Raw genomic sequence first — 26,229 nt, 5'->3', positions numbered from 1 at the left:
TATGCATCTATATGAGTGAGGTCAAGGCATGGGGCTCCGCCCTCCAGCACAGCTTCCGGGCCGCGCTGAAGGTGGAGCGCGTATTCTCCGATCCCTGGGCGATCGGCCGGGCCGTGCTCGCCGTCGTGGCGGCGTCGGTCATCGGCTGGGCGCTGGACGACCCGACGGCCTGGGCCATGATGACCGTCGGCACCTTCATCTGCGGCATCGGCACACTGCTGGCCCCGATCCGGCACCGGGCGGTGAACGCGCTCGCGCTCGGCGCGGGCTTCACCCTCGCGACGCTGATCGGCGTCTTCCTCCACCCCATGGGCTGGTGGTTCCTGATCGTGCTCGCCGTCGCCTCCTACCTGGCCGGCCTGTGGCGCGCACTCGGCGTCGCCCCCGGCATCCGGGCCTGCCTGGTCACCATCGGGCTCATGATCACCGCGGACCTCTCCCCCGGCATCACGGCCGGGCTGGTCATGGTCCAGTGGATCGCCGCCGGTGCCGCGCTGGTGGTCCTCGTCCAGCTACTGCCGCCGTACGGCCGGCGGCACCCGGCCCAGCGCAAGGCCGTGGCGGCCGTCTACCGGGCACTGGCCGACACGGCACGGGCCGATGAGCCCGCGCCGTACGTCTCGTCGGCGCCCTTCACGGCAGCCCGCTCGGCCCTGGACCTGCTCCCGGCGTTCGCCCGGCCCGCCGCGGCACCGCTGTACGGACTCCTCGCGGAGGCGGAGAACATCCGGCGCGCGCTGCTGTACCTGCCGCGTACGGGGCGCCTGCCGCGCCCGGCCATCGCCGACGCGCTCGACGCGGTCGCCCGTACGGTGCTGACCGCCCGGCCGCAGGACGCCGACGCGGAGGCCGCGCGGCTGCTCGACTCCTGGCGCGGCCCCGAGGCCGAGGCGCTCCGGCCGCACCTGCGGGAGGCGGCGCGGCTGGCCGACCACTGGCTGGAGGCGCGCGGCCCCGAGGGGCTGGACCAGGTACTGGACGCCTTCCCCGCAGAGAATCCGGTGCGGTCCGGGTGGCGCCGGCTGCGGGCCGAGCTGCGTCCGGGCGCCCCGCTGTTCCTGCACGCCATCCGCATCGCGGTGGGCACGGCGGCCGGTGAGGCGGTGGGCCGCGCGTTCGGCGACTTCTGGGGGCACGCGCTGCCCGACCACGGCTTCTGGGCGGCGCTCACCACGATGCTGGTGCTCTTCCCCGACTACGGGCACACCTTCGCGCGGGGCTGGGCCCGGCCGATCGGGTCGATCCTCGGCGGGCTCGTGGCATGGGTCGTACTGCTGCCCAGCGGATGGTCAGCCGGGTGGCTGGTGATCGTGGCGACCGTACTCGCCGCGTGCGTCTTCCTCACGCTCCGCGTCGGCCAGCTCGTCCTGAACTTCTTCATCACCGCCTGGATCGTCTTCCTCATCACCCGGCTCGGCTCGGCCGCCCAGCTGATCGAGTGGGGCCGCCCGGCCGACACCCTGGTGGGCGCGCTGCTCGGCCTGGTGGTGTTCGTGGCGATCCCGACGTACCACCACCACCGCACGCACGAGTTGCTGGCCGACTGGCTCCGGGTGCAGCGGCGGCTGCTGCCGGCGCTGGTCACCGGGTACGCCGAGGCGGGCGCCGTGGATCCGGCCGAGATCGACATGCTGCGCGGCCGGTCCCGGCAGGCCAGGGAGCGGCTGGACGCGGCGGTCAGCAGCCTCGGCCACGAGCCGCGCCGGCACCGCTCGCGGTGGTCGCCGACCGAGCTGACCGGCATCCAGCACGCGGTGTACGAGATCAGCCAGTGCGCTTCGGTGCTGTACGACCGGCAGCCGGGCAGTGCGGCCGACGCGGTTCCGGAGACCGCGGAGTTCGCCGCTGTGCTCGACCACCACCTCGCCGAACTGGCCGCCGTGGTCGCCGCGAAGGGCCACCCGCAGGAGGGCGCGCTGCGCGCCGCCTTCGACGTGACGGCCACCCGCAGCGGCCTCGCCGACCTCGTCGACCCCGCAGCGCCGGACGGCGTCGCGCACGCCCGCGGCCGCGCCCTCACGCTGTGCCTGCGCACCGTGACCGCCGTCGAGCAGCTGGTCTCCCGGCTGGCGTCCGGCGCCGAACCGCACGCACCGTCCACCGGCACGGCAGCCCGCCGGCCGGCCCGTACCACCCTCGCAGGGAGCTGACCGAACCGATGACCACCGGGCACGCACACGAGCTCACCCAGCGGATCGAGGCGGCCGTCGCCGCGCCGGCGACCGACGACGCCTTCGACGTCCGGGCTGCCCTCGCGGAGGTGCTCGCGGGCATCGGGATGACCCCGCGGGACACCGGCGGCGAGATCACCTTCCATGGTGCCGACCCCGTCGTACCGAGCACCCTGCGCCTCGGCGCCGCCGCCGGCATCGCGCTGGCCGCCAAGTCGGCGGCCGTCGCCAAGCTGTGGCGGCTGCGCGGCGGTGACGGGCAGGACATCTCCGTGGACCTGCGCAGCGCGCCGCACCGGCTGTGCCCGTTCTACGACCGCCGCTGGGAGCTGCTGAACGGCTATCCGCCGGCCTCCACGTCCAACGTGAACCAGGCGCTGGGCTTCTCCTTCTACCCCACCGCCGACGGGCGCTGGGTGATGCCGCTGAACCCCTACCCCGGCATCAAGACGGCCGCCCAGAAGCTGCTCGGCACCCCGGACGACCCGGAAGCGGTGGCCCGTGCCATCGCCACCTGGCGCGCCGCCGACCTGGAGCAGGCCGGTGTCGAGGCGGGTGTGGTGATGCCGGTGCTGCGCTCCCCGCTGGAGATGCTGGCCGAGGAGCAGTACCGGGACCATCTCGCGCACATGCCGCTGGTGCAGATCGAGAAGATCGGCGACAGCCCGGCCGAGCCCCTGCCGGCGGGCGCCGAGCAGCCGCTGTCGGGCGTCCGGGCGCTGGGCATGGGACATGTGATCGCCGGTGCGGGCGCGGGCCGCGCGCTGGCGCTGCACGGCGCTGACGTGCTGAACATCTGGCGTCCGGGCGAGCACGAGCACGACGCGACGTACGCAACGGCCAACGTCGGCGTGCGGTCCGCGACCGTCGACCCACGCTCCGCCGACGGCTCGGCACTGCTGCGTCAACTCCTGGGCGGGGCCGACGTGTTCTACGCCAACCGCCGCCCCGGCTACCTGGAGAGCATCGGGCTGGGCCCGGAGCAGGCAGCGGCCGTGCGGCCCGGCATCGTGCACGCGACGGCCACCCTCAACGGTCCCACCGGGCCGTGGGCAGGGCGGGTCGGCTTCGACCAGACGGCCGGCAGCCTGGTCGGGATGATGCACCTGGAAGGTGACGGGGAGCGGCCGGGGCTGCCGCCGATCCTGGTGGTCAACGACTACATCGTCTCGTGGCTGATGGCCGCGGGCGTCAGCGAGGCGCTGGCGCGCCGGGCGCGCGAGGGCGGCAGCTACCGGGTGCACGTCTCGCTGACCCGCGCCGCGCTGTGGATCCTCAGCCTCGGCGTGTTCGACAAGGCGTACGCGGCCGAGGTCGCCGGCACCGGGGAGCGCCACGCCTATCTGGATCCCGAGACGTTCACCGCCGACACTCCGCTCGGTGCGTACCAGGGCGTCACGGACCAGGTGCGGATGTCGGGGACGCCGGGCCGTTACCCCTTCACGCTGGTCGCCCGGGGCTCGTGCCGGCCGGAGTGGCTCGCGGGCTGAAACGGTACGCACATGCGCAAGGGAAGGCACACCCTTGGCAAGAACTGTGCCAAGCCGGAACGCACCGTGCTTCGCTCGCCTCCTCATCGATGAGCGGGGACCGGGCCGCCCGCCGTTGGGCGCTCGGCCGGCCCCGGACGTCTCGACGTGTGGGAGTGATGGGTGCATGGGTCTGACCAGCCGGGCGCTCGAATACGCGGTGGCGGTGACCGCCGTGCTGTGCGTGGCCCTCACGGTGTGGCTGTGGCCACTGCTGGCCGGGCGCGGGTTCCTGCCCGTACTCGGCCGGCTCGCCTCGATCGTCCTCACCCAGGTCGCGATCGTCTGCGCGCTGGCACTGGGCGTCAACTCCGCCTTCGAGTTCTACGGCTCGTGGGACGAGCTGCTGGGGCGCAATGAGCAGGCGCCGGTGTCGGTCATCCGGCACGACGGGCGGGATGTGACGGCCGGTGTGCGGGGCGGGCTGGTGCAGGCGGCCGGGCCGCAGGGGCTGGACCGGGTGCAGGGGCTGCCCGCCGGCCCGCCGGAGAAGGCGGGCAAGGTGGAGTCCGTACGGATCATGGGGCGGCGCACCCGGGTGGTGAATCCGGCCTTCGTCTATCTGCCGCCGCAGTACTTCCAGCGCCAGTTCCGCCGCCAGCGGTTTCCGGTCATCGTCGCGATCAGCGGTTACCCGGGCGGCATCATGAACCTCGCGCGGTACCTCCAGGTTCCCCAGACGACGGGCCGGCTCATCGCCGGCGACCAGATGCCGCCGACCGTCGTCGTCATGATCCGGCCGACCATCGCGCCGCCGCGGGACACCGAGTGCGTGGACGTGCCCGGCGGGCCGCGGGCCGAGACGTTCTTCGCCAAGGACCTGCCGGACGCGCTGAAGTCGGCGTACCGCGTCGGCCACGACCCGAGCGCCTGGGGCGCCCTGGGCTACTCCTCCGGCGGCACCTGCGCCCTCCAGCTCGCGATGCGCAATCCGCACGTCTACACCGCGGCGGCCGCCTTCTCCGCCGACTACCGCGTCCGCGACGACCTGACGACGGGGCGGCTCTTCGGCACCGGGCCGCGGGCGGCTCAGCGGCAGCGGGAGCACGACCTGTTCTGGCGGCTGGCCCACCGGCCCGTGCCGCGGATCTCCGTACTGGTGGCCAGCAGCAAGAAAGGTGAGCCGGGGTACCACGACACGATGCGGTTCGTGCGCGCCGCCAAGCCGCCGATGACGGTGGACTCCCTCATCCTGCCGCGCGGCAGCCACCACTTCACGACCTGGCGGCAGGAGATCACCCCGGCGCTGCGGTGGATGGGCTCGACGCTGACCTTCCCGCAGGACGTGACGCCCAAGCCGCGGAAGAGCGGGCGGTCGATGCACTGACCCTTGACAACGGCATTGGTCTGAACCATTTTTAGCGCAGACACGGTGGCCGCCGTCTCGCACGTGCAGTGCGCGCACGACCTTCCTGGTCCGTCCTTCTCGCACCGGAGACAGCCATGCCCCGTACCGCAGACGTCAGACCCGGCCGGCGCAGACGCCGGCTCACCACCCTCCTCGCCGCCGTCGCGGCCGCCGTGTGCGCGGCGGGCGGCACCCAGGCCGCCGCGGCCCCGCAGGCCGACGTCAACGTGGCCAGGAACGCCGGCTACGAGTCGGGGCTGAGCGGCTGGACCTGCTCGAACGGCAGCGGCACGACCGTCGGCAGCCCCGTGCACAGCGGCGCGAGCGCCCTGAAGGCCACCCCGGCCGGTTCCGACAACGCCAAGTGCGCCCAGACCGTCGCGGTCAAGCCCGGTGCGACGTACCGGCTGAGCGCGTACGTCCAGGGCTCCTACGTCTACCTCGGCGCGTCCGGCACCGGCACCACGGACGTGTCGACGTGGACGACGGGCGGCTCGTCCTGGCAGCAGCTCCAGACCAGCTTCACGACCGGTCCCGACACCACGTCCGTGACCGTCTACACGCACGGCTGGTACGGGCAGGGCGCCTACTTCGCGGACGACATCAGCGTCTTCGGGCCGGACGGCGGAGGCGGCACGGACCCGGGCCCCGGCATACCGGCGGCCCCGAGCGGCCTCACCGTCGGCACCGTGACCGCCTCCTCGGTCGCGCTCTCCTGGAATCCCGTCAAGGACGCCACCGGCTACACCGTCTACCGCGACGGCGCCAAGGCCCAGAGCGTCAGCGGCACCTCCGCGACGGTCACCGGGCTCAGCCCGGCCACCGCGTACCGCTTCCAGGTCGCCGCGACCAACGCGGCCGGTGAATCGGCCAAGTCGGCGCAGGTCACCGCCACCACGGCGGCCGACAGCGGCTCCGGCGGCAACCCGCGCGTACCCAAGCACGCGGTCACCGGCTACTGGCAGAACTTCAACAACGGCGCCGCCGTCCAGAAGCTCAGCGACGTGCCGGACCAGTACGACATCATCGCGGTCGCCTTCGCGGAGGCCACGGGCACGCCCGGCGCGGTCACCTTCCACCTCGACTCGGCGGGCCTGAACGGCTACACCGTCGACCAGTTCAAGGCCGACATCAAGGCCAAGCAGGCGGCCGGCAAGTCGGTCATCCTCTCGGTCGGCGGCGAGAAGGGCACCGTCTCGGTCAACGACGCCGCCTCCGCCGCGAACTTCGCCGACAGCCTCTACGCGCTGATGCGGGAGTACGGCTTCAACGGCGTCGACATCGACCTGGAGAACGGCCTCAACCCCACCTACATGACCCAGGCGCTGCGCTCGCTGTCGCAGAAGGCGGGCAGCGGGCTCGTCCTCACGATGGCGCCGCAGACCATCGACATGCAGTCGACGTCCGGCAGCTACTTCAAGACCGCGCTGAACGTGAAGGACATCCTGACCGTCGTCAACATGCAGTACTACAACAGCGGTTCGATGCTCGGCTGCGACGGCAAGGTCTACAGCCAGGGCTCGGTGGACTTCCTGACCGCACTGGCCTGCATCCAGCTCGAAGGCGGCCTGGACCCGTCGCAGGTCGGGATCGGCGTGCCGGCCTCGACTCGGGGCGCGGGCAGCGGTTACGTCGCGCCGAGTGTCGTCAACGCCGCACTGGACTGCCTCACCAAGGGCACCGGCTGCGGTACCTTCAAGCCCGCGAAGACCTACCCGGCCCTGCGCGGCGCGATGACCTGGTCCACCAACTGGGACGCGACCAGCGGCAACGCCTGGTCCGGCGCGGTCGGGCCGCACGTCCACGCACTGCCGTAGCGCGGCCCGGACGGCACGCGCGCGAGGGCGGACGACGCGGTGTTCACCTGGCCGTGACCCAGACATCACCTCCTGTTCGCCCGCGCGCCACTCATCCCGTACGAAAGATCGGCGAGCATTCATGCTCAGTTCGTTGTGCCGGATGAGTGTGCCGTGAGGGGAAACGAGAGTGCAGAGCCGACGTCGGGTCCGTATGAGGCGTACGAGCCGATGGGGCACTCTGCTCGCCGGGGCCTGCGCCGGCACCCTGCTGCTCACGGGGTGCGGGGCGCAGGCCGCCGACAAGGGGCGCACGGACCGGGGGTCCGCCGCTCCGGTGGCCGCCGACGTCGACTGCGCGGGCCCGGGCCGGGTGCGCGGCTCCGGCTCGACGGCGCAGCAGAGCGCGATGGAGCACTGGATCGACGTGTACCAGCGCGCCTGCCGGGGCGCGCGGATCGCGTACAACCCGCTGGGGTCGGGCGCGGGCGTCGCGCAGTTCCAGCGGCGGGCGACCGCGTTCGGCGGCACCGACGGTGTGCTGAGCGCCCAGGAGATCGCGTGGTCGCGGGACGTCTGCCGGGGCGGGCGGGCCATCCACCTGCCGATGGTCGGCGGGCCCGTCGCGATCGGCTTCAACCTGCCGGGCGTCGACCGTCTGGTGCTGGACGCGCCGACGCTCGCGAAGATCTTCGACTCGCGCATCACCGAGTGGGACGACCCGGCCATCCGGAAGCTCAATCCCGATACGGAGCTGCCGTCGCTGCCGGTCCGGCCGATGCACCGCTCGGACGACTCCGGCTCCACGCAGAACTTCCAGGACTACCTGGCCGGCGCGGCCCCCGGCGCCTGGCCGCACCCGGTCGGCAAGTCGTGGCAGGGCAGGGGCGGCGGGGCCGGCACCGGGTCCTCGCGCATCGCGTCGGAGGTGGCCGCCACGCCCGGCGCCATCGGCTACTTCGAGCTGTCCTTCGCCGCCGCCCGGAAGATCACCACGGTCAGCATCGACACGGGCGCGGGTGAGCCGGTGGCCCCCACGACGAAGACCGCCTCGGCGGGGATCGGCGCTGCGGAGATCGTCGGGAAGGGCAACGACAAGACGCTCGCCTTCGACTACGACGCGCCGCGGCCCGGCGCCTACCCCATCGTCCTGATGACGTACGAGGTCGTCTGCGACAAGGGCAACCAGGCCGCATCGCTGCCGGTGCTGAAGTCGTTCCTGGGTTACACCGCGAGCGCCGAGGGCCAGAAGCACCTCGCCGCGCTGCACTACGCCCCGCTCCCCGACGGCGTGGCGAAGGAGGTCCGCCGGGCGGTGCGCACCCTGTCCTGAGGCCGCGACGGGGAAGCCGTGGGTGGCGAGTTCGGCGGGAATACGGCGCGTGCGGCCGGAGCTGATCCGGTCATGACCGAGATCCTTGTGACCGGCGCGACCGGCAACGTCGGCCGGCAGGTCGCCGCCGGCCTCCTGGCCGCCGACGTCTCCGTACGGGCACTGGCGCGTGATCCTGAGACGGCCGTTCTGCCGGAGGGGGCCGCGGGCGTCCGCGGTGACCTGTCCGCGCCCGGCACCCTGGAGGACGCCCTGACCGGGACCGACGCGGTGTTCCTGATCTGGCCCTTCCTCACGGCCGAGGGGGCACCGGCCGTACTGGAGACGATCGCGCGGCACGCGCGGCGCCTCGTCTACCTCTCCTCGTCCGGAGTGCGGGAGGGCGCAGAGCGGCAGACCGACCCGATCAACCAGCTGCACGCCGACATGGAACGCCTGGTGGCGGCCTCCGGACTGGAGTGGACCGTCCTGCGGGCCGACACCCTCGCCCCCAACGCACGCGGCTGGGCCGGGCAGATCAGGACCGCGCGGGTCGTCCGCGGGCCCGAGTTCGCCGCGACGGCGGTGGTCCACGAGCAAGACGTCGCGGCCGTCGCGGTGCGTGCGCTGACCGAGGCCGGACATGCGGGCGCACGGTACGTCCTGACCGGCCCTCAGATACTGAGCAGGGCCGAGCAGGTCCGGCTCATCGGCGAAGCCATCGGCCGCCCGGTCCGCTTCGAGGCGGTCCCGGTGGAGACCGCACGCGAGCAACTGCTCGCCGACGGCCGCCCGCCCGCGCTCGTCGAGGCCCTTCTGGCGAGTGCCGGCTCCCGCCCCGCTTCGGACCTCCGCACCACCACCGTCCAGGAGCTCACCGGCACCCCGGCCCGTACGTTCCGCTCGTGGGCGGAGGAACACGCGGACCTCTTCCGGTGAGCGGGCGCCTGGCCGGCGGGGCCTGACCCCCGCTCAGGAAGGGGGCAGCTGCGCGCGCACCCATGCGGGGTCGGGGTTGGTGTGCGGTTGGCCGGTCACGAAGACGGTCGGCACGGTCTCGTTGCCGTCGTTGGCCGCCCTGACCGCCGCCGCACCGGCCGGGTCGCGCCAGATGTTCACCCAGTGCAACCGGCGGGCGTTGCGGCCCAGCCGGAGGCGCAGTCGCATGCAGTACTTGCAGCCCGGCCGCCAGAAGACGACCGGCCGGCCGTCGGCAGCGGAGCGGCGCTGTGCCTCCAGCGCCCCGATGGACCTCGGGAAGATCAGCGGCGAGTTCACGCCCGCGAGCAGCACGCACACCAACAGCGGTGCCACGGCCGCGCCGGGGCTCCCGCGGGTGACCAGCCCAGTGGCAACGACCGCGCCGCAGAGCACCAGCAGTATCGGCAGCATCCAAGCGCGCATGGCTCAGCAGCCGGTGCGGGTCGGGGTGAAGTGCAGGCGGGCGTGGTCGTCCTTGCCCAGGGCCGTGTGGTACGTCGCGGAGGTGACGCGGTACCAGATGCCGTCCTTGGCCGCCTGGCCGTTGACGTCGTCGAGCCGGACGCACCACCGCTCCGGACGGACGACCCGGCGGTAGGACTCGGTGCCCCGCCGGACCTTGTGGCAGTCCTGGTAACGCTCGGTGGTGTACCAGGTCTTCTTGGTGCGGCCGCTGCGCTTGGTGTGCTTGACCCGCTTGGTGGCGGGCTCGCATTCCTTCACCAGGTGCGGCCGGGTGGCCCTGGCCGTCTTCTTCGTGACGTGGCGGACGCCGGCCCGGAGCCCGGAGACGCCGTCGGACTGCGGCCGGACGTCGCCGGCGCTCTTGCCCGTACCGGAACCGCCGGCCGTGCCGTGGCCGCCGCTTCCCCCTTGCCCGCCGGTCCCCGAGCCGCAGGCGGCGAGCCCGGCCATCAGGAACACCGTCACACCGGCACGTATCAGTCGCTGCTTGCTGAGCATGTCTCCCTCTGCGGTCTCTGCGGCAGCGCTCAGCGTATCCGGTCGCGGCAGGTCAGCCGGTGGTGCGCAGGGCAGGTATCGCCGGAACCTCGGGAGCGGCGGCGATGTCCTCGGGCGTCAGCTTGAAGGTGTCGGGGTAGGCGTCGCGGCGCGTGCGGCGGGCCGGTTCGGTGGTGCGCCACATGTAGAGGCAGCGCGGGCACTGGAGGACGTCCCAGACGCCGGGGACGGGCGAGCCGAAGACGTGGTCGATCGTCTCGTGCGCGCAGCGCGGGCAGAGCGGGGCTGCCGAGTCGGTCATGTCGGGTCCTTTCCTGAGGATGAGTCAGGGGGCGTGTCGGGCTGACGGTGTTGGTGACGGGGTGTCAGGGGCGTGGCTCAGCGCTGGGCCGCGGCGAGTTGCTGCAGCTTCGTCAGCCACTCGGCGGCCTCGGGCAGGTCGCGTACCTGGTTGCCGTAGTTGCCGCGGCGGTCGGGCGCGACGGGGGTGGTCGCGTCGATGATGAGCTTGTCGACGATGCCGGGCGACTGGGCCTGCGGGGCGAGCTCCAGTACGGGCAGGTTGGGCACCTGGATCAGGTCGCCTGCCGGGTTCATCTTGGTGGACAGGGCCCACATGACCTGCGGCAGGTTGAAGGGGTCGACGTCCTCGTCGACGACGATGACGGTGGCCGCGTAGCCGAGGCCGTGCGGAGTGGTCAGCACGCGCATGCCGACGGCCTTGGCGAAGCCGCCGTACCGCTTCTTGGTCGAGACGATGACGACCAGGCCGTGCGTGTACATCGCGTTGACCGCCCGGACCTCGGGGAAGTCCTTCTTCAGCTGCTCGTACAGCGGCACGCAGGTGTTGGCGGCCATCAGGTAGTCGATCTCGGTCCAGGGCATGCCGAGGTAGAGGTGCTCGAATATGGGGTGCGTGCGGTACGAGATCCGGTCGATGCGGATGACCGTCATGTTGCGGCCGCCGGAGTAGTGGCCGGTGAACTCGCCGAACGGGCCCTCGATCTCGCGCTTGCGGCCCTCGATGACGCCTTCGATGACGACCTCGGAGCCCCACGGCACAGGGAGTCCGGTGAGCGGTGCCTCGGCGATGGGGGCCGGTGCGCCGCGCAGCGCGCCCGCCAGTTCGTACTCGTTCTCGTCGTACTTCATCGGGGTGGAGGCGACGATGGAGATCACCGGATCGTTGCCGAGGGTGATGGCGACCGGCAGGTCCTCGCCCACTTCCTCGGCCTTGCGGAGGTGCTGGGCGATGTCGTGCATCGGCACCGGCTGGAGGGCGAGCTTCTGCTTGCCCTTGACCTCGATGCGGTAGATGCCGACGTTCTGCTTGCCGCTGTTCTCCGGGTCCTCGGGGTCCTTGGAGACGACCGCGGCCTTGTCGATGTAGAAGCCGCCGTCCCCGTCGTTGAGGCGGATCAGCGGGAGCACCTTGAAGATGTCGACGTCGTCGCCCTCCATGGTGTTCTCGGCCCACGGCGGGTTCGCGCGCCACTCGGGCGCGACGGGGAAGTCGCCCCAGCGGCGGATGAACTCGTCCACCTGCTCCTTGGTGCCGATGCCCTTCGGCAGGCCGAGGGCGAGGGCGTGGTTGGCCCAGGAGCCGTGCACGTTCATCGCGATGCGGGCGTCGGTGAAGCCCTTGACGCGGTCGAAGTAGAGGGCGGGGGCGTGGTCGCCGAGCCGGGGTGCCGCGTTCGCTGCTGCGGCGATGTCCGGCTCGGGCAGTACCTCGTCGGTGATGCGCAGCAGCTGTCCCTCCGCGTCGAGGGTGTCGAGGAAGCTGCGGAGGTCGTCATGGGCCATGGGGTCTCCAGTGGTGTCGTACGAGGGAGAGCGCGAGCGCGTGCACCTTTTCGGTCGCACGGGGTCGGCGCTGTTGCCGTGACCGGACCCGCGACGTCCCGGACGTCCGCGAAGGTCCGGCTCCCGGCCAGCTCATCCGCCCTCTACGCTAGGCCGGGCACACACCACCGAGCAGCGAACCGAAGACACGGCATGGACAGAAACGGACACCCTCCTCACGATGTCGCCGAGGTGCCGTACCGCTCCTCAGCGGGCGCCCCGCCCGGTGCCGAGGTGCTGGACTTCCCCGGGCTGCTGGCCCGCGCCCGGGGCCACGGCGTCGATCCGTACGCGCCGAAGCGCCCGGCTTTTCACGAGCTGATCGCGGTGCGCTCCGGGACGCTGCGGTGCTCCGTGGACTTCACCGAGCACGAGCTGACCGCGGGCAGCTGGCTGTGGGTGCGCCCCGGGCAGATCAGCGAGTACCGCTCCGGACTGACCGGGGCCGAGGGCACGGTCGTCCTCTTCCAGCCCGGCTTCCTCAGCCCGGCGACCGTCGAGGCCGCCCGCGTCGACCAGCACGAATGGCGGGAGCCGCTGACGCCTGTGGGGCCGGACGGGGAGGCGGTGCGCCGCGTCCTGGACCTGCTGGTGAGCGAGTACCGGCAGCTGGCCGGCCTGCCCCTGGAGATGCACATCGAGGTCGTGCGCCATCTGCTCGCGGTCCTCGTGCTGCGGCTGGCGCATCTGCACGGCGACCGGAGCGGCGCGGAGGCGGGCAGTGAGGCGTTCCGGCGGTTCCAGCGGGCGGTGGAGCGGGACTTCGCGTACAGCCACCGCGTCGAGGACTACGCGGCCGGGCTGGGGTACAGCGTGCGCACCCTCACCCGGGCCTGCCGGGCAGCGGCCGGGTGCGGCGCCAAGCGCTTCATCGACGACCGGGTGCTGCTGGAGGCCAAGCGGCTGCTCGTCCATACCGACCTGTCCTCGACGGCGGTCGCCGAGCGGCTCGGCTTCCCGGGGGCGACGGTCTTCACCAAGTTCTTCCGCCGCCGGGCGGGCGAGACGCCGGCCTCGTTCCGGGTGCGTGCGCGGGGCGGCTCCGAGCGGTGACGGCCGGTCCGGCTCCGCGGAGGGCCGGGGCGGGGACCGGAGCCGGGGCGGGGCGGCGCCGCTCGCGGTTTTCCGTCCATGTATTGAGCTATGCTGAAGAAATGTCCCCCACGGCTTCCGGTGAAGAGCTCGATCACGCGGCCGTCGAACTGCGCAACAGCCTGATGCGCATCACGCGCCGCCTACGGGCGCAGCGCCCGCCGGGTGAACTGAACCTCGGGGCGCTGGCCGTACTGGGGCGGCTGGACCGGGACGGCCCGGCGACCGCGAGCGAGCTGGCCGCCGCCGAGCGCGTCACCCCGCAGTCGATCGCGCGCCCGGTCACCCGGCTCGTGGAGCTGGGGCTGGTCGAGCGGCGCCCCGACCCGGCCGACGGGCGGCAGACCCTGTTGCATCCCACGGAGCAGGGCCTCGCGTTCCTCCGGGCCGACCGGGAGCGCCGGGACGTCTGGCTGGCCCGCGCCATGGCGACGCACCTCAGCGACGTGGAACGCGACCTGCTCCACCTGGCCGCCCGGCTGCTGGACCGCCTGGCCGCCGCCGACGACGAGGCGGAGCAGGCGCCTTCGGGCTGAGCCGGCGGCCTCCGTACCCCTCCCCCCACCGCACCTTCAGAAGGACCGCTCCGGTGCCCCCCTCTTGTGAAGACTCCCCCACTGCCCGCGCTCCCCGTACGCCGTCGCGCGAGGTGGACGGCGAGATAGCCAGCATTGCTGAAGATCAACAGGACCGGCCCGGCGACGGCGACCGGCCCGGCGACGACCGGCAGAGCGACGCCGACCGGTCCGACGATGGCGACCGGTCCGACGGCGGCGACCGGCGCAGCGGCGACCGCCGGCCCGGCCGCCCCGCAACCGGGGCCCGGCCGCAGCTCCCGCAGCGCATGGTCGGGCCCATCGCCTTCGGCACGATCCTGCAGCCGCTGAACTCCTCGATGATCGCGGTGGCGCTGGTCGGCATCCAGGCGCACTTCGGCGCCGGGCCCGCCACCGCCTGGCTGGTCTCCGGGCTCTACCTCGCCACCGCCGTCGCGGCCCCCGCCGCGGGCCGGCTGGCCGACACGCTCGGGCCGCGCAAGGTCTCCCTCGCCGGGCTGGCCCTGGTCGCGCTGGCCTCCCTGCTCGCCCCCTTCGCCCCGTCCGTCGGCGTCCTGGTCGCCTGCCGCGTCGTCATCGGCATCGGCACGGCCGCGCAGTACCCGTGCGGGCTGGCCATGGTCCGCCGCGCCGCCGACCGGATGCGGGCCGACTCGCACAACGCGCTGGCGGCGCTGACGGTCTGCTCCCAGGTCATGGTCGCGCTCGGCCCGACGCTCGGCGGCGTGCTGGTCGGCGGGTTCGGCTGGTCCGGCATCTTCTGGGCCAACGTGCCGCTCACGGTGATCGGCGCCACCGCCATCCTGCTGTGGGCGCCCGCCGATCCGGGCCGCGGGCACAAGGCGCTGCGCCGCACCTTCGTGGAGCTGGACCTGCCCGGGATGCTGCTCTTCGTGGCCGCGATGGGCCTGCTGATGTACTGGCTGCTGTCGCTCGCGCAGACGCCGTACTGGTGGGCGCTGGGCGGTGCGGTGGCCGCCGGGCTGTGCACAGTGTGGCGGTCGCTGCGGGCCCCGGTGCCCTTCCTGGACCTGCGGCTGCTGTCGAACCGCGCACTGTCCTTCACGTACGTACGGACCATCGCCACCTACACCGCCTACTACGGCATCTTCTACGGACTGCCGCAGTGGCTGGAGGAGTCGCGCGACCTGGGCGCCTCCGGGGCCGGCCTGGTGATGCTGCCGCTGGCGCTGATGGGCATCGTCTCCACGGTCACCGCCACCCGGGTGCAGAAGCGGCGCGGGCCCGGACCGCTGCTCCTCATCGGCTCGGTGGTGCTCGCGGCCGGCGGGCTGCTGCTCACGCTGCCGACGCACGCCTCGCCGGTCTGGCTGCTGGTCCTGCTGTGCCTGGTCCTCGGCATCCCCAACGGCTACAACTCGATGGCCAATCAGAACGCCGTGTACGAGGCGGCGCCCGCGGCCCAGGCCGGCGCGGCGGGCGGGCTGTACCGCACCGCGCAGTACGTCGGCGCCAACCTCGCCTCGGCGATGCTCGCGCTGCTGGTCGGCGTGCACGCCACCGACGGCGGCCTGCACCGCGCCGGTGCGGCCATCGCCGTGATCAGCGCCTGTCTGTCCGTCGCCGCGCTGGGGCGGCTGCGGCGCGGCCGGAAGCCGGGCCTCGTCACAGGGGCAGGCGCATGATCGTCAGGTCCAGCCACCGGCCGAACTTGATGCCGACCTCGCGCACGGTGCCGACGACCTCGAAGCCGAACCGTTCATGCAGCCGGATCGAGGCGGTGTTGCCGGACTCGATGTCGGCGATCATGACGTGGTACCCGGCCTGCCGGGCCGAGGCGATCAGCGCGGTCAGCAGCTCGGTTCCGATGCCGAGGCCGTGCCGGTCGGTGCGCACGTAGACGGAGTTCTCCGCCGAGTGCCGGAAACCCTCCAGCGGGCGCCAGGGTCCGTACACGCCGAATCCCACGACCTCGCCGTCGTGCTCGGCCACGAACGCGGCGTCCCGCTCCAGGTACGCGGCGAACCACGCGGCGCCCTCGGCGGGCGTCTGGGGCGTCTCGGTCCACAGCGCGGTCGACTTCTCGACGGCGTCGTTGCGGATGCCGAGCACGGCGTCCAGGTCGGCGGGGCGCGCCGGGCGCACCGCCACGGCGGCCGGCGCCGTCCCCACCGCCGTGACACCCGCCGCGTTCTCATATATTGGATCCATGTCCAATATGGTAGATCCACTGGTGGCGCGCATAGGAGCGCGGGTCCGTGACGAACGGGAACGGCGCCGGTGGACCTTGGCCCAGCTGGCCGAGGCCTCGGGCGTCTCGCGGGCGATGATCCACCGGATCGAGCGCGGCGAGAGCAGCCCGACAGCCGTCGTCCTCGGCAAGCTGTCCGGCGCCTTCCGGATCAGCGTCTCCTCGCTGATGGCCATGGCTGAGGAGACGACGGGCGGCGGCACGGTCCGTACGGGCGAGGGCGCCGAGTGGCGCGACCCGGCGACCGGGTACAGCCGCCGTCAGATCTCCGGGGCCCGCTTCCCGGCGGACATCGCCGAGGTCCGGCTGCCCGCCGGCGCGCGCATCCCGTACCCGGCCGAGACCTTCGCCTTCGTACGGCAGATCGTCTGGGTGCTGGAGGGCCGGCTGACCTTCCAGGAGGGGGACGTCACGCACCGGCTGGAGGCCGGCCACACGCTCGAACTCGGCGCCCCGGCGGCGTGCGCCTTCGTCAACGACGGCGCGGAGGAGTGCCGGTACGCGGTGGTCCGGGTGCGCTCGGAGGCACCGTGAGGGGAGGCCGGCGGGTCAGCGGGCCGCGGGTGCGACGGATCAGCGCACCGAGGGGCGTCGGCTCAGCGGGCCGAGGGGGCGTCGGCTCAGCGAGCTGAGGACGTCGCGGGTTCCGCGGCCTCGTCGGCGGGCGCCGCGTCCGTCGTGGCGTTCCCGCCCCGCCCCGCCTGCCGCCGCTTGCGTCCCGCCCCGAGGACCACGCTGGTCAGCACGCCCGCGAGCAGGCCCCAGAAGGCCGAGCCGATGCCCAGCAGGGTCACGCCGGAGGCCGTCGCGAGGAAGGTGACCACGGCGGCTTCCCTGGAATCGGGATCGGAGACGGCGGTCGTCAGCGAACCGGTGATCGTGCCGAGCAGCCCGATGCCCGCGATCCCGAGCACCAGCGCGTGCGGCATGGCCGCGAGCAGCGAGGCCACCGTCCCGCCCAGGACGCCGACGCACAGGTAGAAGACACCGGCCCAGACGGCCGCGACGTACCGCCTGCGGCGGTCGGGGTGCGCCTCCTCGCTCGTGCAGATGGCCGCGGTGATCGCCGCGAGGTTGAGGCCGTACGCACCGAACGGGGCCAGCAGCAGGTTCGCGGTGCCGGTCCAGGTCATGAGCGGCGAGACCGGTACGTCGTAACCCGCGCCCCGGAGGACCGCGACGCCGGGCAGGTTCTGCGAGGCCATGGTGACCACGAAGAGCGGGACGCCGACGCTGACCAGGACCTTCCAGTCGAAGTCCGGGGCGACGAAGACCGGCGTGGCCACGGAGAGGCGGATCCGTCCTGTGTGCCAGCCGCCGGTGAACACGGTGGCGACGACGCCGGCGGCCAGTGCGAGCAGTACGGCGTACCGGGGCAGCAGCCGGCGGCCCAGCAGGTACGCCAGGAACATCGGGAAGGCCACGGCGAAGCTGCCGTGCAGGGTGGTGAAGAGGCCCGTGCCGAACTCGAAGAGGACACCGGCGAGGAGCGCGGCGGCGAGCGGTACGGGGATGCGGTTCATCGCGCGCGCGAACCAGCCGGTCACCCCGCTGACGAGGATGAGCAGCGCCGAGAACAGGAACGCGCCGATGGCCTGCGGCATCGAGGCGCCGCTGAGGCCGGTGGTCAGGAGGGCTGCGCCCGGCGTCGACCAGGCGGTCACCACGGGCGCCCGGTAGCGCACGGACAGGCCGACGCAGGTGCACGCCAGGCCCACGCCGAGCGCGAGCATCCAGGAGGAGATCTCGCGGGAGTCGGCGCCGGCGGCCTTGGCCGCGGTGAAGACCAGGGCGGCGGAGCTGGTGACGCCCACCATCACCGCGATCAGGCCGGCGACCACCGCGGAGGGCGGCGCTGCGGCGCGTATTCGTGCCATGAGGGACATCGTTCTTCCCGGTTCCTGTGCTGTGCGCCGCGCACCGCTTACCTGTGCTGCACGGCGGACTGCTCGTGCTGTTCCGTAAACGGAACGTTCTGTTTGCGGAACAGTAGGCACTAGGCTGGTGAGCCGTCAACGGCTCGCGGGGCAGCGGTCCCCGGCGGCGGACGGCGGACGGAGAGGAACGGGCACGCGAGCATGGGCCTGAACGACGAGGTGGGGCGCCGGCTGCGGGAGCTGCGCCGGCAGCAGGGACTCTCCCTGTCCGAACTGGCCCGGCGCTCCGGCGTGGGCAAGGGCACCCTCTCGGAGCTGGAGGGCGGCCAGCGCAACCCCACCCTGGAGACCCTGTACGCCCTCACCACCGCACTCAACAGCCCGCTCAGCGCCGTACTCAGCGACCAGCCGCTGCACCCCTTCGAGCAGCGACCCGAAGGGGTCTCCGGCAGCGCCGTCACGGCCGTGCTCGTCGAGCGCTTCGAGGAGCCGCCGGCCGTCACCGACATCTTCCGCATCCGCATCGCCGCCGGCAGCGTCCAGGAGTCGGCCGCGCACATCGCGGACACGTCGGAGAGCCTGATGGTGCTCACGGGTACGGCCGTGGTGGGCGATCCGGCGGAGCCGCAGACGGCGGGTCCCGGCGAGTACGCGCACTGGCGTGCCGACGTCCCGCACGTCTACAGCGCCCCGCACGGCGACGTGCACGGCATTCTGTTCGTCCGCTACCCACAGGCGGCGGCCCCCGAGGCCCCCGAGACTCCCGCGGCCGACTGACCCGCACCCCTCCCCTCTGCCGCGCCGGAGCCTTTAGTCAGGAGGGTTGCCCAACACCGCCCCCGGCGTTAGGTTGCTGCGCACATGGTTAGTAAGGAGCCCTGACCAAAAACAAACACCCAACGCCAAACCCCACATCGCGACCGAAGGAGCCGGGCGTGGCCGACGTGAACACCGCATCCGCACAGGGCCGGGAACTCCCGCCCCTGCCCCACTGGCAGACCGTCCCCGACGACCTGCCCGCGGCGATCCGGCAGCTCAAGCCGGCGCTGCGCGCCCGTATCGAGGCTTCCGGGCGCAGCGTCGCCGAGGTCTTCGCCGCCGTGGAGCGCCGGGTCGCCGCCCGGGTGGCCGAGATCAAGGCCGAGAAGGAGCGCGGCGAGGGCGTGTGGCCGGTCATCGAGTACGCCGACATCGCGAACGGCACCGTGCCGGCCGGCCGGCTGGACAAGCTCCGGCGGCGCGGCTGCCTCGTCGTACGCGGCCACTTCGACCGCGACCAGGCGCTCGCCTGGGACGCGGACATCGTCGACTACGTCGAGCGGAACAGGTTCTTCGAGCACTACCGGGGGCCGGGTGACGACTTCTTCGGGAGCGTCGGTTCCAAGCCGGAGATCTACCCGATCTACTGGTCGGCCGCGCAGATGGAGGCCCGTCAGAGCGACCGGATGGCCCGGGTGCAGACGTTCCTCAACTCCCTCTGGAAGCACGAGTCGGAGGGCGTGCGGTGGTTCGAGCCGGACCGGGACGCGCTGTACCCCGACCGCATCCGGCGCCGCCCGCCGGGTGCGGACTCCGCGGGACTGGGCACCCACTGCGATCCCGGGACGCTGGACCTGTGGATGACCCGGGAGTACCAGCTCGCCTTCCGCCACCTCTTCGACGGCAGCGTCGAGGAGTACGACCCGTGGGACGCCGCCCACCGCACCGCCGGGCCCCAGTACCCGGGCTCGACCATGTGCTCGGCGTTCCGCACCTTCCAGGGCTGGACCGCGCTGTCGGACATGGATCACGACCAGGGCGTGCTGCACACCGTCCCGGTCCCGGAGGCGATGGCGTACCTGATGCTCCGTCCGCTGCTGCCGGACGTGCCCGAGGACGACATGTGCGGCGTCACCACCAACCAGGTGTTCCCGGCGAGCGAGAAGTGGCATCCGCTGCTCATGGAGGCCCTCACCGGCATCCCGGACGTCCGGGCCGGTGACTCGGTGTGGTGGCACTGCGACATGATCCACAGCGTCGCCCCGGTCACCGCACAGAAGGGCTGGGGCAACGTCATGTACATCCCGGCAGCGCCGTGGTGCCCCCGCAACGAACGGTACGCGGCCGAGGTGCGCCACGCCTTCCGCACCGGCTCGAGCCCCGCCGACTTCCCCGAGGAACACTACGAACGCACCTGGCCCGACCGCTTCCCCCCGGACCGCCTCAACTCCCGGGCCCGCCAGGCGCTGGCACTCCCGTAACGCCGGGCCGGGCGCACTCCCCTGCCCCGCCCGGGCCGCTGGGCGAGCGGGCGTGGGGCGGTCAGCGGATCGTTACGGAGTTGTGGGACTGGTAGAGGCCGCACCATTCGTTGTACGGGCGGCGGTCGCAGGTGTAAGGGTTCCTGATGGGGCGGCCGGAGTTGTCGACGTTGCGTACCGGGGTGCGGCCCGGCTTGTGGGCCCAGAGACCTCCTGGGTGCAGCCGGTACCAGTGGTAGTCGCGGAAGCCGCCCGGGAACGTGCCTGTCACGAGTGCGATGACGTAGCGGAGGGTGCCCTGCGGCTGGCAGTTGCCCCAGACCCGGATGCCGTCGCGCTGGGCGCCGATGGAGACCTCGTTGCAGCGGACGGTGCCGGGGATGGTGTAACCGTGTGCGCGGCCGGGCTGCGCGAAGGTGTTCGTGCGGCGGTTGACGGCGAAGTTGTAGCAGTTGTTCCGGGGCCGCGTGTCCGGCCGGTTCCAGAATCCCGGATTGTATGGCGTCACATCGTACGCACAGGCAACGGCGGCGGACGGGACGAGCGTCTGGAGCTGTTTCTCCACCTCCAATAAGCTGCCTTCGGAGAAACTTCCCGGCTCGGGCGGTTCGATGGTCATGGCCCCGCCGGCGCCCTCACGCACGGTGTGCCGGATCTGCTCGCGCACGGAATCGCGGAACGCCTCGGGATAGCTTTCCTCCGTAGGCTGTTCGCCGCCCGCCGCGGTCTCGTCGGGCGGCGGTTCGGCCGCGGCTCCGGCCCCGGTCGGCATCGTGTCCAGCAGCCGTTCGGCCAGTTCGGCGGCCGCGTAGGGGTCCTGCGAGCCGTCGCCGGCCACCTCGAACTCGGTCGGCAGTCCGGCGGTGTCCAGGTCATCGGTGAGCTCTACCTGAATACCACGGAATCCCAGTCCGGTGTATCCGGTGGCCGGTTCGGCGAGCGCGGTGCGATGGCCCGCCATGAACTCCAGCAGTTCCCGCACCTTTTCCGGTTCATGTATTTCCCAGGTCGGATTGGGAATTCCGGAGAAAATGTCCACGGTGATACGTATACTCATGCCGGCTTCTCCTCTCGCGAGTCGCGGCAATCGTCTTGTACTGCGGCGTTCCGGCAGCGTCAACGGCGGCGGTGGGTATTCCGAATACGGCCGGATTCCGCGTGCCGGGTGCGGGTCAGCCGTTCGCGCGGGACCACAGGTCCGTGCGGCCGCGGTGCACCGCCAGGGCCAGGGCGCCCCGGAGGGACGCGTCCTCGCCCAGCGTGCCGGTCCGCACCGGCGGGCTCAGCGGCGCGAGGTCGGCGACCGTGTCGCGGACCGGTTCCAGCAGCGCGGGGTGGGCGCCGATGGGGCCGCCGAGAAGGACCAGTTCGGGGTCGACGACCGCGCAGACCGCGGCGACGGCCTCGCCGATGGTGCGCCCCTCGCGCGCCACCACGGCCCGTGCCGCGTCGTCACCCTCGGCCGCCCGGTCCAGGATCGCGCGGGCCGACTCGACGGCCGCCGCGCCCCGCGACTCCGGCTCCCCGGGGGCCGCGAAGCCCTCCGCGACCGCCCGCGCGAAACCGTGCCGGCCGCCCGCCCGGCCGTGGCTCCCGCCGAGGTAGCCGATCTCGCCGGCCACCCCCCGGGCGCCCCGTACGAGTTCGTCGCCGATCACCAGGCCCATGCCCATCCCCGCACCGATGTGCACGTACGCGCAGCTGTCGGCCTCCCGCGCCGCGCCGTGCCAACGCTCCGCGAGCGCCGCGAGGTTGACGTCGTTCTCGACCAGGAGCGGTGCGTCGGTGAGGCCGGCCAGCGCCTTGCGGGGGCGGAAGAGGCCCGCGGGGTGCGGGGTTTCGGGCAGCGGGACGACCGCCGAGGTCTCGGGGTCGACGGGGTTGGCCATGGAGAGGCCCACCGCGAGCAGCGGGCCGCGCGCGGCCCGGCCGGCGGCGAGCGCGTCGCGCACCATCGTGCGCAGCTGGCCGGCCGCGTCCGCCGGGTCGCCGGAACCGGCCGGCGGGGCCGAGGTCTCGTGGAAGGGCGTGCCGAAGAGGTCGGCGGCGGTCAGCCGTACCTCGGTGGAGTTCAGCGCGGCGGCGATGACGAAGCCGGCCTCGGCTGCCACCTTGTAGTACGTACCGACCCGGCCCTGCCGGCCCGTCTGCGCACCGGCCGGCAGCAGCAGGCCAGCGCCCTCCAGACGGCGTACCGCCTCGGAGACGGTGGTCTTGGAGATGCCGGTCACCTGGGCGATCTCGGCACGGGTGAGGGGCGCCCGCTCGAACACCGTGTCCAGCACGATCCGGTCGGTGAGTTCCCGCAGCAGCGTCATGCTCGGCAGTGCGGCGCGGCCGAGCCCGCCGGGTCCCCTGCGGATGTCCATGCCGCCCCTCGTACGCGCCACGATCGTTGCTGACGTCGCTCACCCTATCGCCGGCGTGCCCGCTGACCGCGCGTGCGCGGAAGTGCTGCCCGACTGACCGCGCGCTGCCCGACCCGGGTTACCGCGGGCCCCGCTCGCCACCGCTGAGGCTGCTGAGGCTAACGTGACCTCCATGGAACTGATAGGTGAGATCGCCGCCGACCGCCCGCTGCTCGTCGTCGCCGTCAAGGAGGAGGCGCAGTTCCTCGGGGCCGGCCTCCCGGTCCTCCTCACCGGCATGGGCAAGGTCAACGCGGCCACCGCGCTCGCCACCGTACTGGCGCGCGGCACCCGCCCCTCCGGCATCGTCAACCTCGGCACGGCCGGCGCGCTGCGCCCGGGCCTGCGGGGCACCCATGTGATCAGCTCCGTGATCCAGCACGACCTGGACAGCGAGCTGCTGGCGACGCTGACGGGCGAGACCACGGGCGCGCCGCTGGACCTGGCCGACCGGGGCGGACCGGTGCTCGCCACCGGCGACTCCTTCATCGCCGACGACGCCGCCCGGGACCGGCTGGCGGCGCGGGCCGCGCTGGTGGACATGGAGGGTTACGCGCTGGCGCACGTCGCGCAGCAGGCGGGCGTGCCGGTCCGGCTCGTCAAGCACGTCAGCGACGAGGCGGGCGACGGTGCCGACCGGACGTGGCAGGAGACGGTGACGGCCTGCGCCCGCGAGCTGGCGGCCTGGGCGGCGGAGAACGTCCCGGCGGCAGGCAGCTGAGCCACCCGTCCTGAGGGACCCGCCCTGATGGCGCCCTTCCTGATGCGCCCGTCCTCAGGCGCCCGCCCTGAAGTGCCCGCGGCTCCTCACGGGCGCGCGCTGTGACGAAGGCCACGCCGATAAGCGGATGCTGGCTCCGGTTGGCGGTGTTCCGTACAGCGGAACGTCCGCCCACCGGCGGCGTTCTCCCAAGCTCTTTCCTACCGAGGAGAACCCACGTGACATCCAGCGACCGCGCCGCCCGGGCGGCCGAGGTGCTCTCCCGCCCCTTCTCCCTGGGCGGGCTCACCGTGCCGAACCGCATCGCCATGGCGCCGATGACCCGCGAGTTCTCGCCGGGCGGCGTGCCGGGCGCGGACGTCGCCGAGTACTACGCGCGCCGGGCGGCGGGCCGCGTCGGCCTGATCATCACCGAGGGCACGTACGTCGACCACCCGGCCGCCGGCACCAGTGGCGCCGTCCCCCGCTTCCACGGCGAGGACGCGCTGGCCGGCTGGGAGCGGGTCGTGGCGGCGGTGCACGCGGCCGGCGGGACGATCATGCCGCAGCTGTGGCACGTGGGCATGGCGCGCGAGGCGGGCGCGCCGCCCTTCCCGGACGCCCCGCCGTCCGGTCCGTCCGGCCTGGCCCTCGACGGCACGCCGTCCGGCCACGCCATGACGCAGCAGGACCTCGACGACGTGATCGCGGCGTTCGCCAAGGCCGCGGCCGAGGCCGAGCGCATCGGCTTCGACGGCATCGAGCTGCACGGCGCGCACGGTTACCTCATCGACCAGTTCCTGTGGTCCGGCACCAACCGGCGCACCGACGGCTACGGCGGCGACCTGGCGGCCCGTACCCGCTTCGCCGCTGAGATCGTCGCGGCCTGCCGCGCCGCGGTCTCGGCGGACTTCCCCATCCTCTTCCGGATGTCGCAGTGGAAGATGAACAACTACGAGGCCAGGCTCGCCGACACCCCCGAGGAGCTGGACGCCATCGTCGCGCCGCTCACCGCGGCGGGCGTCAGCGCCTTCCACGCCTCGACGCGCCGCTACTGGCTGCCGGAGTTCGAGGACTCGGACCTCAACCTCGCCGGCTGGGTGAAGAAGCTGTCCGGCCGTCCGACGGTCACCGTCGGCTCCGTCGGCCTCGACAACGAGTTCATCCAGGCGTTCAAGGGCGAGCAGGCCGGCGTGGCGGGCATCGACCGGCTGCTGGACCGGATGGAGCGTGACGAGTTCGACCTCGTGGCCGTGGGCCGGGCGCTGCTCGGCGACCCGGAGTGGGCCGCGAAGATCTTCGAGGGGCGTACCGACGAGCTCGTACCGTTCGACGCCTCGATGCTGCGCACGCTGAGCTGAGCGGTCGCGCCGCCGGGCCGCCGCCCGCTGGAACCCCGGCCCGGTCGCGCCGTTGACCGACGTGCGGCCGCCCCGGCCGCCGCGCGTCGGCTCAGCGTCCGGCCAGCGGCGCCTCGGCGCGGGCCGGCAGGGTCGCGAGCAGGTGGCGGCGGGCGCGGTGGGCCTCGGGCGTGGGCCAGAGCGGATAGACGTGGATCTGTCCCGGCTCCTCGGTGAAGTCCACGTCGACCCCCTCGGCGCTCGCCCGGTCGCGGAAGCCGCGGGCGTCGGCGGTGAGGATGTCACGGGTGCCGGCGAACACCGTCGTACGGGGCAGCCCCGCCAGGCTGCCGCGTACCGGGCTCACCCACGGGTGGGCGAGGTCCAGCTCGCCGGCCCACAGGGAGCCGCAGTACCGCAGCGCCTCCACGCCCAGCATCGGATCGTGCGGCTGCAGAGGCTCGATGCCCGGGTTGTCCAGTACGGCGTCCAGCCAGGGCGAGATCAGCACCAGCTCGGCCGGCGGGGTGCCGCCGGTGTCCCGCAGCCGCTGCGCCAGCGTGACGGACAGTCCGCCGCCGGCCGAGTCGCCCATGAACACGGTGGGGAGCTCGCCGTCCCCGGTGAGCCGGCCCGCCAGCGCGGTGAGGTCGGGGACGACCGCGGAGGCCGTGCCGCGCGGCGCGAGCGGGTGCACCGGGACGACCACGCGGGCCGCCCCCGTGGTCGCGAGCTGCTCGATCAGGTTCCAGTGGTTGTCGCCGATCTCCTCGATGTAGGCACCGCCGTGCAGGTACAGCACCTGCACCCGTGCGGCCGCGTCCCGCGGGGCGACCTCGTAGCAGGGCCAGCCGTGCCGGAAGTGGGCGGTCACCCGGCAGTGCCGGTCCAGCCGCCGGGGCGGCCCGAAGGCGGCGGGCCGCCGCTGCTGCTTCTCGACCTTCCGCCGGACCTCGTCCAGGTCGCGGTACCCCATCTTGTGCCCCAACGCCGAGGCGACGAGCAGCAGGGCCCGACTGCTCAAGCTGGGCACGGCGCCACCTTCCTCTCGCTGTGTTCTCGCGTCTCTCCGTGCACAGACGCGTTCCACACAGCGCGGATCGGAAACCGGTGGCCTACTCCGCGGCGGGCGGCCGGTAGTCCTCGCCGAGCCCCATCCGGGCCATCAGCTCCTGCATCAGCAGCTCGAACATCGGCTCCTGGTCGGGCACCAGCGGCGCGAAGTGGTCGAAGACCTCCAGCGCGACCTGGCCGTAGATCGACCGCCAGCAGGAGAGCATCACGACCAGGGCACCCAGGGGGATGTCGACCCCGGTGGCGGTGCGGTAGTCCGCCAGCTGCTGCCGCAGCCGCGGGTCCAGCTCCTCGTCCGGCCGGACGGGGTACGGGCGGGCGGCCCAGAGCTGCATGAACACCCGGCCCCACACCCCGGCGAGGTCCCGCACCCAGCCGCTGGTCATGTCCCGGTGCGCGTCACCGGCCGCCGTCGTCGGCGTCCCGAACAGCAGGCTGAACTCCTGCCGGTGGGCCAGGGACCAGCGGCGGAAGACCCGGGACGGTGCGATCGTCCGGGCCGCGTAGTCGGTCTCCTCCTCCGCGTCGACCGCGGCCTGCAGCTCGGCCGTGAGCTCGGTGACGATGTCCCGCGCGGTGTGCCGGACGATGTCGGCCAGGCCGTCGAAGTGGCGGTACAGCGCTGCCGGGGTGACCCCGACCCGGCGGGCGATCTCGGCGAGGGAGAGGGCTTCCACCCCCTCGCCGGTGATGATCTCGCGCGCTGCGGCCCGTACGTCTTCGGACATCTGGACGCGCAGTCGGTCGCGTCGGGTCGGTGTGCGCAACGGGCCGGGCCTTCCTC

At 73.0% G+C, this 26,229-nt stretch carries 24 protein-coding genes; 14 read left to right on the top strand and 10 right to left on the bottom strand.

What is annotated here, in order from left to right; all coding sequences use genetic code 11:
- Positions 1 to 11 precede the first annotated feature (11 nt).
- The 6 genes from C3486_RS06085 (at position 12) to C3486_RS06060 (ending at position 9,095) form a co-directional block, all read left to right on the top strand.
- A complete protein-coding gene (locus C3486_RS06085; RefSeq protein ID WP_103831537.1) occupies positions 12 to 2,150 on the top strand; it encodes an FUSC family protein in 2,139 nt (712 codons plus the stop codon).
- Between the two features lie 8 nt (positions 2,151 to 2,158).
- Positions 2,159 to 3,661: a CoA transferase gene (locus C3486_RS06080; RefSeq protein ID WP_103831536.1), complete on the top strand. Its 1,503-nt coding sequence runs from the start codon at positions 2,159 to 2,161 to the stop codon at positions 3,659 to 3,661.
- A 166-nt stretch (positions 3,662 to 3,827) separates the two neighbouring features.
- Positions 3,828 to 5,027: an esterase family protein gene (locus C3486_RS06075; protein ID WP_103831535.1), complete on the top strand. Its 1,200-nt coding sequence runs from the start codon at positions 3,828 to 3,830 to the stop codon at positions 5,025 to 5,027.
- Positions 5,028 to 5,143: 116 nt separating this feature from the next.
- The gene (locus C3486_RS06070) at positions 5,144 to 6,865 is read left to right on the top strand and encodes a chitinase (protein WP_103831534.1); all 1,722 of its coding nucleotides are present in this window, start codon (positions 5,144 to 5,146) and stop codon (positions 6,863 to 6,865) included.
- A 193-nt stretch (positions 6,866 to 7,058) separates the two neighbouring features.
- Positions 7,059 to 8,177, top strand: a complete 1,119-nt coding sequence (gene pstS, locus C3486_RS06065) for a phosphate ABC transporter substrate-binding protein PstS (protein WP_103831533.1) — start codon at positions 7,059 to 7,061, stop codon at positions 8,175 to 8,177.
- A 72-nt stretch (positions 8,178 to 8,249) separates the two neighbouring features.
- Positions 8,250 to 9,095: an NAD(P)H-binding protein gene (locus tag C3486_RS06060; protein ID WP_103831532.1), complete on the top strand. Its 846-nt coding sequence runs from the start codon at positions 8,250 to 8,252 to the stop codon at positions 9,093 to 9,095.
- A gap of 33 nt (positions 9,096 to 9,128) precedes the next feature.
- Here the strand turns inward: C3486_RS06060 and C3486_RS06055 are convergent, their stop codons facing one another.
- The 4 genes from C3486_RS06055 to C3486_RS06040 all read right to left on the bottom strand — a co-directional run bounded on the left by C3486_RS06055 (position 9,129) and on the right by C3486_RS06040 (position 11,906).
- Positions 9,129 to 9,548: a glutaredoxin domain-containing protein gene (locus tag C3486_RS06055; protein ID WP_258052627.1), complete on the bottom strand. Its 420-nt coding sequence runs from the start codon at positions 9,546 to 9,548 to the stop codon at positions 9,129 to 9,131.
- A 15-nt stretch (positions 9,549 to 9,563) separates the two neighbouring features.
- On the bottom strand, positions 9,564 to 10,100 hold the full coding sequence (locus C3486_RS06050) for a hypothetical protein (RefSeq protein ID WP_103831530.1): 537 nt from the start codon (positions 10,098 to 10,100) through the stop codon (positions 9,564 to 9,566).
- 52 nt (positions 10,101 to 10,152) lie between these two features.
- Entirely contained in the window at positions 10,153 to 10,401 is a 249-nt protein-coding gene (locus C3486_RS06045; protein WP_103831529.1) for a non-oxidative hydroxyarylic acid decarboxylases subunit D, read from the bottom strand.
- A 77-nt stretch (positions 10,402 to 10,478) separates the two neighbouring features.
- The gene (locus C3486_RS06040; RefSeq protein ID WP_103831528.1) at positions 10,479 to 11,906 is read right to left on the bottom strand and encodes a non-oxidative hydroxyarylic acid decarboxylases subunit C; all 1,428 of its coding nucleotides are present in this window, start codon (positions 11,904 to 11,906) and stop codon (positions 10,479 to 10,481) included.
- A gap of 192 nt (positions 11,907 to 12,098) precedes the next feature.
- On the opposite strand from C3486_RS06040, the gene C3486_RS06035 reads away from it, so the two are divergent.
- From C3486_RS06035 to C3486_RS06020, 3 genes are all read left to right on the top strand, one after another.
- On the top strand, positions 12,099 to 12,998 hold the full coding sequence (locus tag C3486_RS06035; protein ID WP_103831527.1) for an AraC family transcriptional regulator: 900 nt from the start codon (positions 12,099 to 12,101) through the stop codon (positions 12,996 to 12,998).
- Between the two features lie 101 nt (positions 12,999 to 13,099).
- Positions 13,100 to 13,573, top strand: a complete 474-nt coding sequence (locus C3486_RS06030; RefSeq protein WP_103831526.1) for a MarR family winged helix-turn-helix transcriptional regulator — start codon at positions 13,100 to 13,102, stop codon at positions 13,571 to 13,573.
- A 53-nt stretch (positions 13,574 to 13,626) separates the two neighbouring features.
- Entirely contained in the window at positions 13,627 to 15,240 is a 1,614-nt protein-coding gene (locus C3486_RS06020; RefSeq protein ID WP_219822199.1) for an MFS transporter, read from the top strand.
- Here the strand turns inward: C3486_RS06020 and C3486_RS06015 are convergent.
- Positions 15,221 to 15,766, bottom strand: coding sequence for a GNAT family N-acetyltransferase (locus tag C3486_RS06015; RefSeq protein ID WP_103831523.1), 546 nt, complete (start codon positions 15,764 to 15,766; stop codon positions 15,221 to 15,223). The two genes, C3486_RS06020 and C3486_RS06015, sit on opposite strands and share 20 nt — an antisense overlap.
- Between C3486_RS06015 and C3486_RS06010 the strand changes: the two genes are divergently transcribed.
- On the top strand, positions 15,765 to 16,340 hold the full coding sequence (locus C3486_RS06010; RefSeq protein ID WP_103831522.1) for an XRE family transcriptional regulator: 576 nt from the start codon (positions 15,765 to 15,767) through the stop codon (positions 16,338 to 16,340). The two genes, C3486_RS06015 and C3486_RS06010, sit on opposite strands and share 2 nt — an antisense overlap.
- Positions 16,341 to 16,426: 86 nt before the next feature.
- On the opposite strand, the gene C3486_RS06005 is transcribed toward C3486_RS06010, so the two are convergent.
- Positions 16,427 to 17,683, bottom strand: coding sequence for a benzoate/H(+) symporter BenE family transporter (locus tag C3486_RS06005; RefSeq protein WP_258052626.1), 1,257 nt, complete (start codon positions 17,681 to 17,683; stop codon positions 16,427 to 16,429).
- 201 nt (positions 17,684 to 17,884) lie between these two features.
- On the opposite strand from C3486_RS06005, the gene C3486_RS06000 reads away from it, so the two are divergent.
- Both C3486_RS06000 and C3486_RS05995 read left to right on the top strand, forming a co-directional pair.
- Complete coding sequence (locus tag C3486_RS06000) at positions 17,885 to 18,460, top strand: helix-turn-helix domain-containing protein (RefSeq protein WP_103831520.1); 576 nt, start codon at positions 17,885 to 17,887, stop codon at positions 18,458 to 18,460.
- Positions 18,461 to 18,618: 158 nt separating this feature from the next.
- Entirely contained in the window at positions 18,619 to 19,923 is a 1,305-nt protein-coding gene (locus tag C3486_RS05995; RefSeq protein WP_258052625.1) for a DUF1479 domain-containing protein, read from the top strand.
- Between the two features lie 61 nt (positions 19,924 to 19,984).
- Here C3486_RS05995 and C3486_RS05990 read toward each other — a convergent pair whose 3' ends face one another.
- Together C3486_RS05990 and C3486_RS05985 are read right to left on the bottom strand one after the other, a co-directional pair.
- Complete coding sequence (locus C3486_RS05990) at positions 19,985 to 20,980, bottom strand: hypothetical protein (RefSeq protein ID WP_146074967.1); 996 nt, start codon at positions 20,978 to 20,980, stop codon at positions 19,985 to 19,987.
- A gap of 115 nt (positions 20,981 to 21,095) precedes the next feature.
- Positions 21,096 to 22,292, bottom strand: a complete 1,197-nt coding sequence (locus C3486_RS05985; RefSeq protein WP_103831518.1) for an ROK family transcriptional regulator — start codon at positions 22,290 to 22,292, stop codon at positions 21,096 to 21,098.
- 172 nt (positions 22,293 to 22,464) lie between these two features.
- Between C3486_RS05985 and C3486_RS05980 the strand changes: the two genes are divergently transcribed.
- Positions 22,465 to 23,052 carry a nucleosidase gene (locus C3486_RS05980; protein ID WP_181138459.1) on the top strand — a complete coding sequence of 196 codons (588 nt, stop codon included), beginning with the start codon at positions 22,465 to 22,467 and terminating at the stop codon, positions 23,050 to 23,052.
- 218 nt (positions 23,053 to 23,270) lie between these two features.
- A complete protein-coding gene (locus C3486_RS05975) occupies positions 23,271 to 24,392 on the top strand; it encodes an NADH:flavin oxidoreductase (protein WP_103831516.1) in 1,122 nt (373 codons plus the stop codon).
- 91 nt (positions 24,393 to 24,483) lie between these two features.
- Here the strand turns inward: C3486_RS05975 and C3486_RS05970 are convergent, their stop codons facing one another.
- A complete protein-coding gene (locus C3486_RS05970) occupies positions 24,484 to 25,404 on the bottom strand; it encodes an alpha/beta hydrolase fold domain-containing protein (protein WP_103831515.1) in 921 nt (306 codons plus the stop codon).
- Positions 25,405 to 25,486: 82 nt separating this feature from the next.
- Positions 25,487 to 26,212 carry a TetR/AcrR family transcriptional regulator gene (locus tag C3486_RS05965; RefSeq protein ID WP_258052624.1) on the bottom strand — a complete coding sequence of 242 codons (726 nt, stop codon included), beginning with the start codon at positions 26,210 to 26,212 and terminating at the stop codon, positions 25,487 to 25,489.
- Between the last annotated feature and the right edge of the window lie 17 nt (positions 26,213 to 26,229).

Origin of the sequence: Streptomyces sp. Ru73 (assembly GCF_002920575.1) — a bacterium.
Taxonomy (GTDB): Bacteria; Actinomycetota; Actinomycetes; order Streptomycetales; family Streptomycetaceae; genus Streptomyces.
Note: the sequence above shows the minus strand (reverse complement) of the source record. Positions and strands in the feature narration are given on the sequence as shown.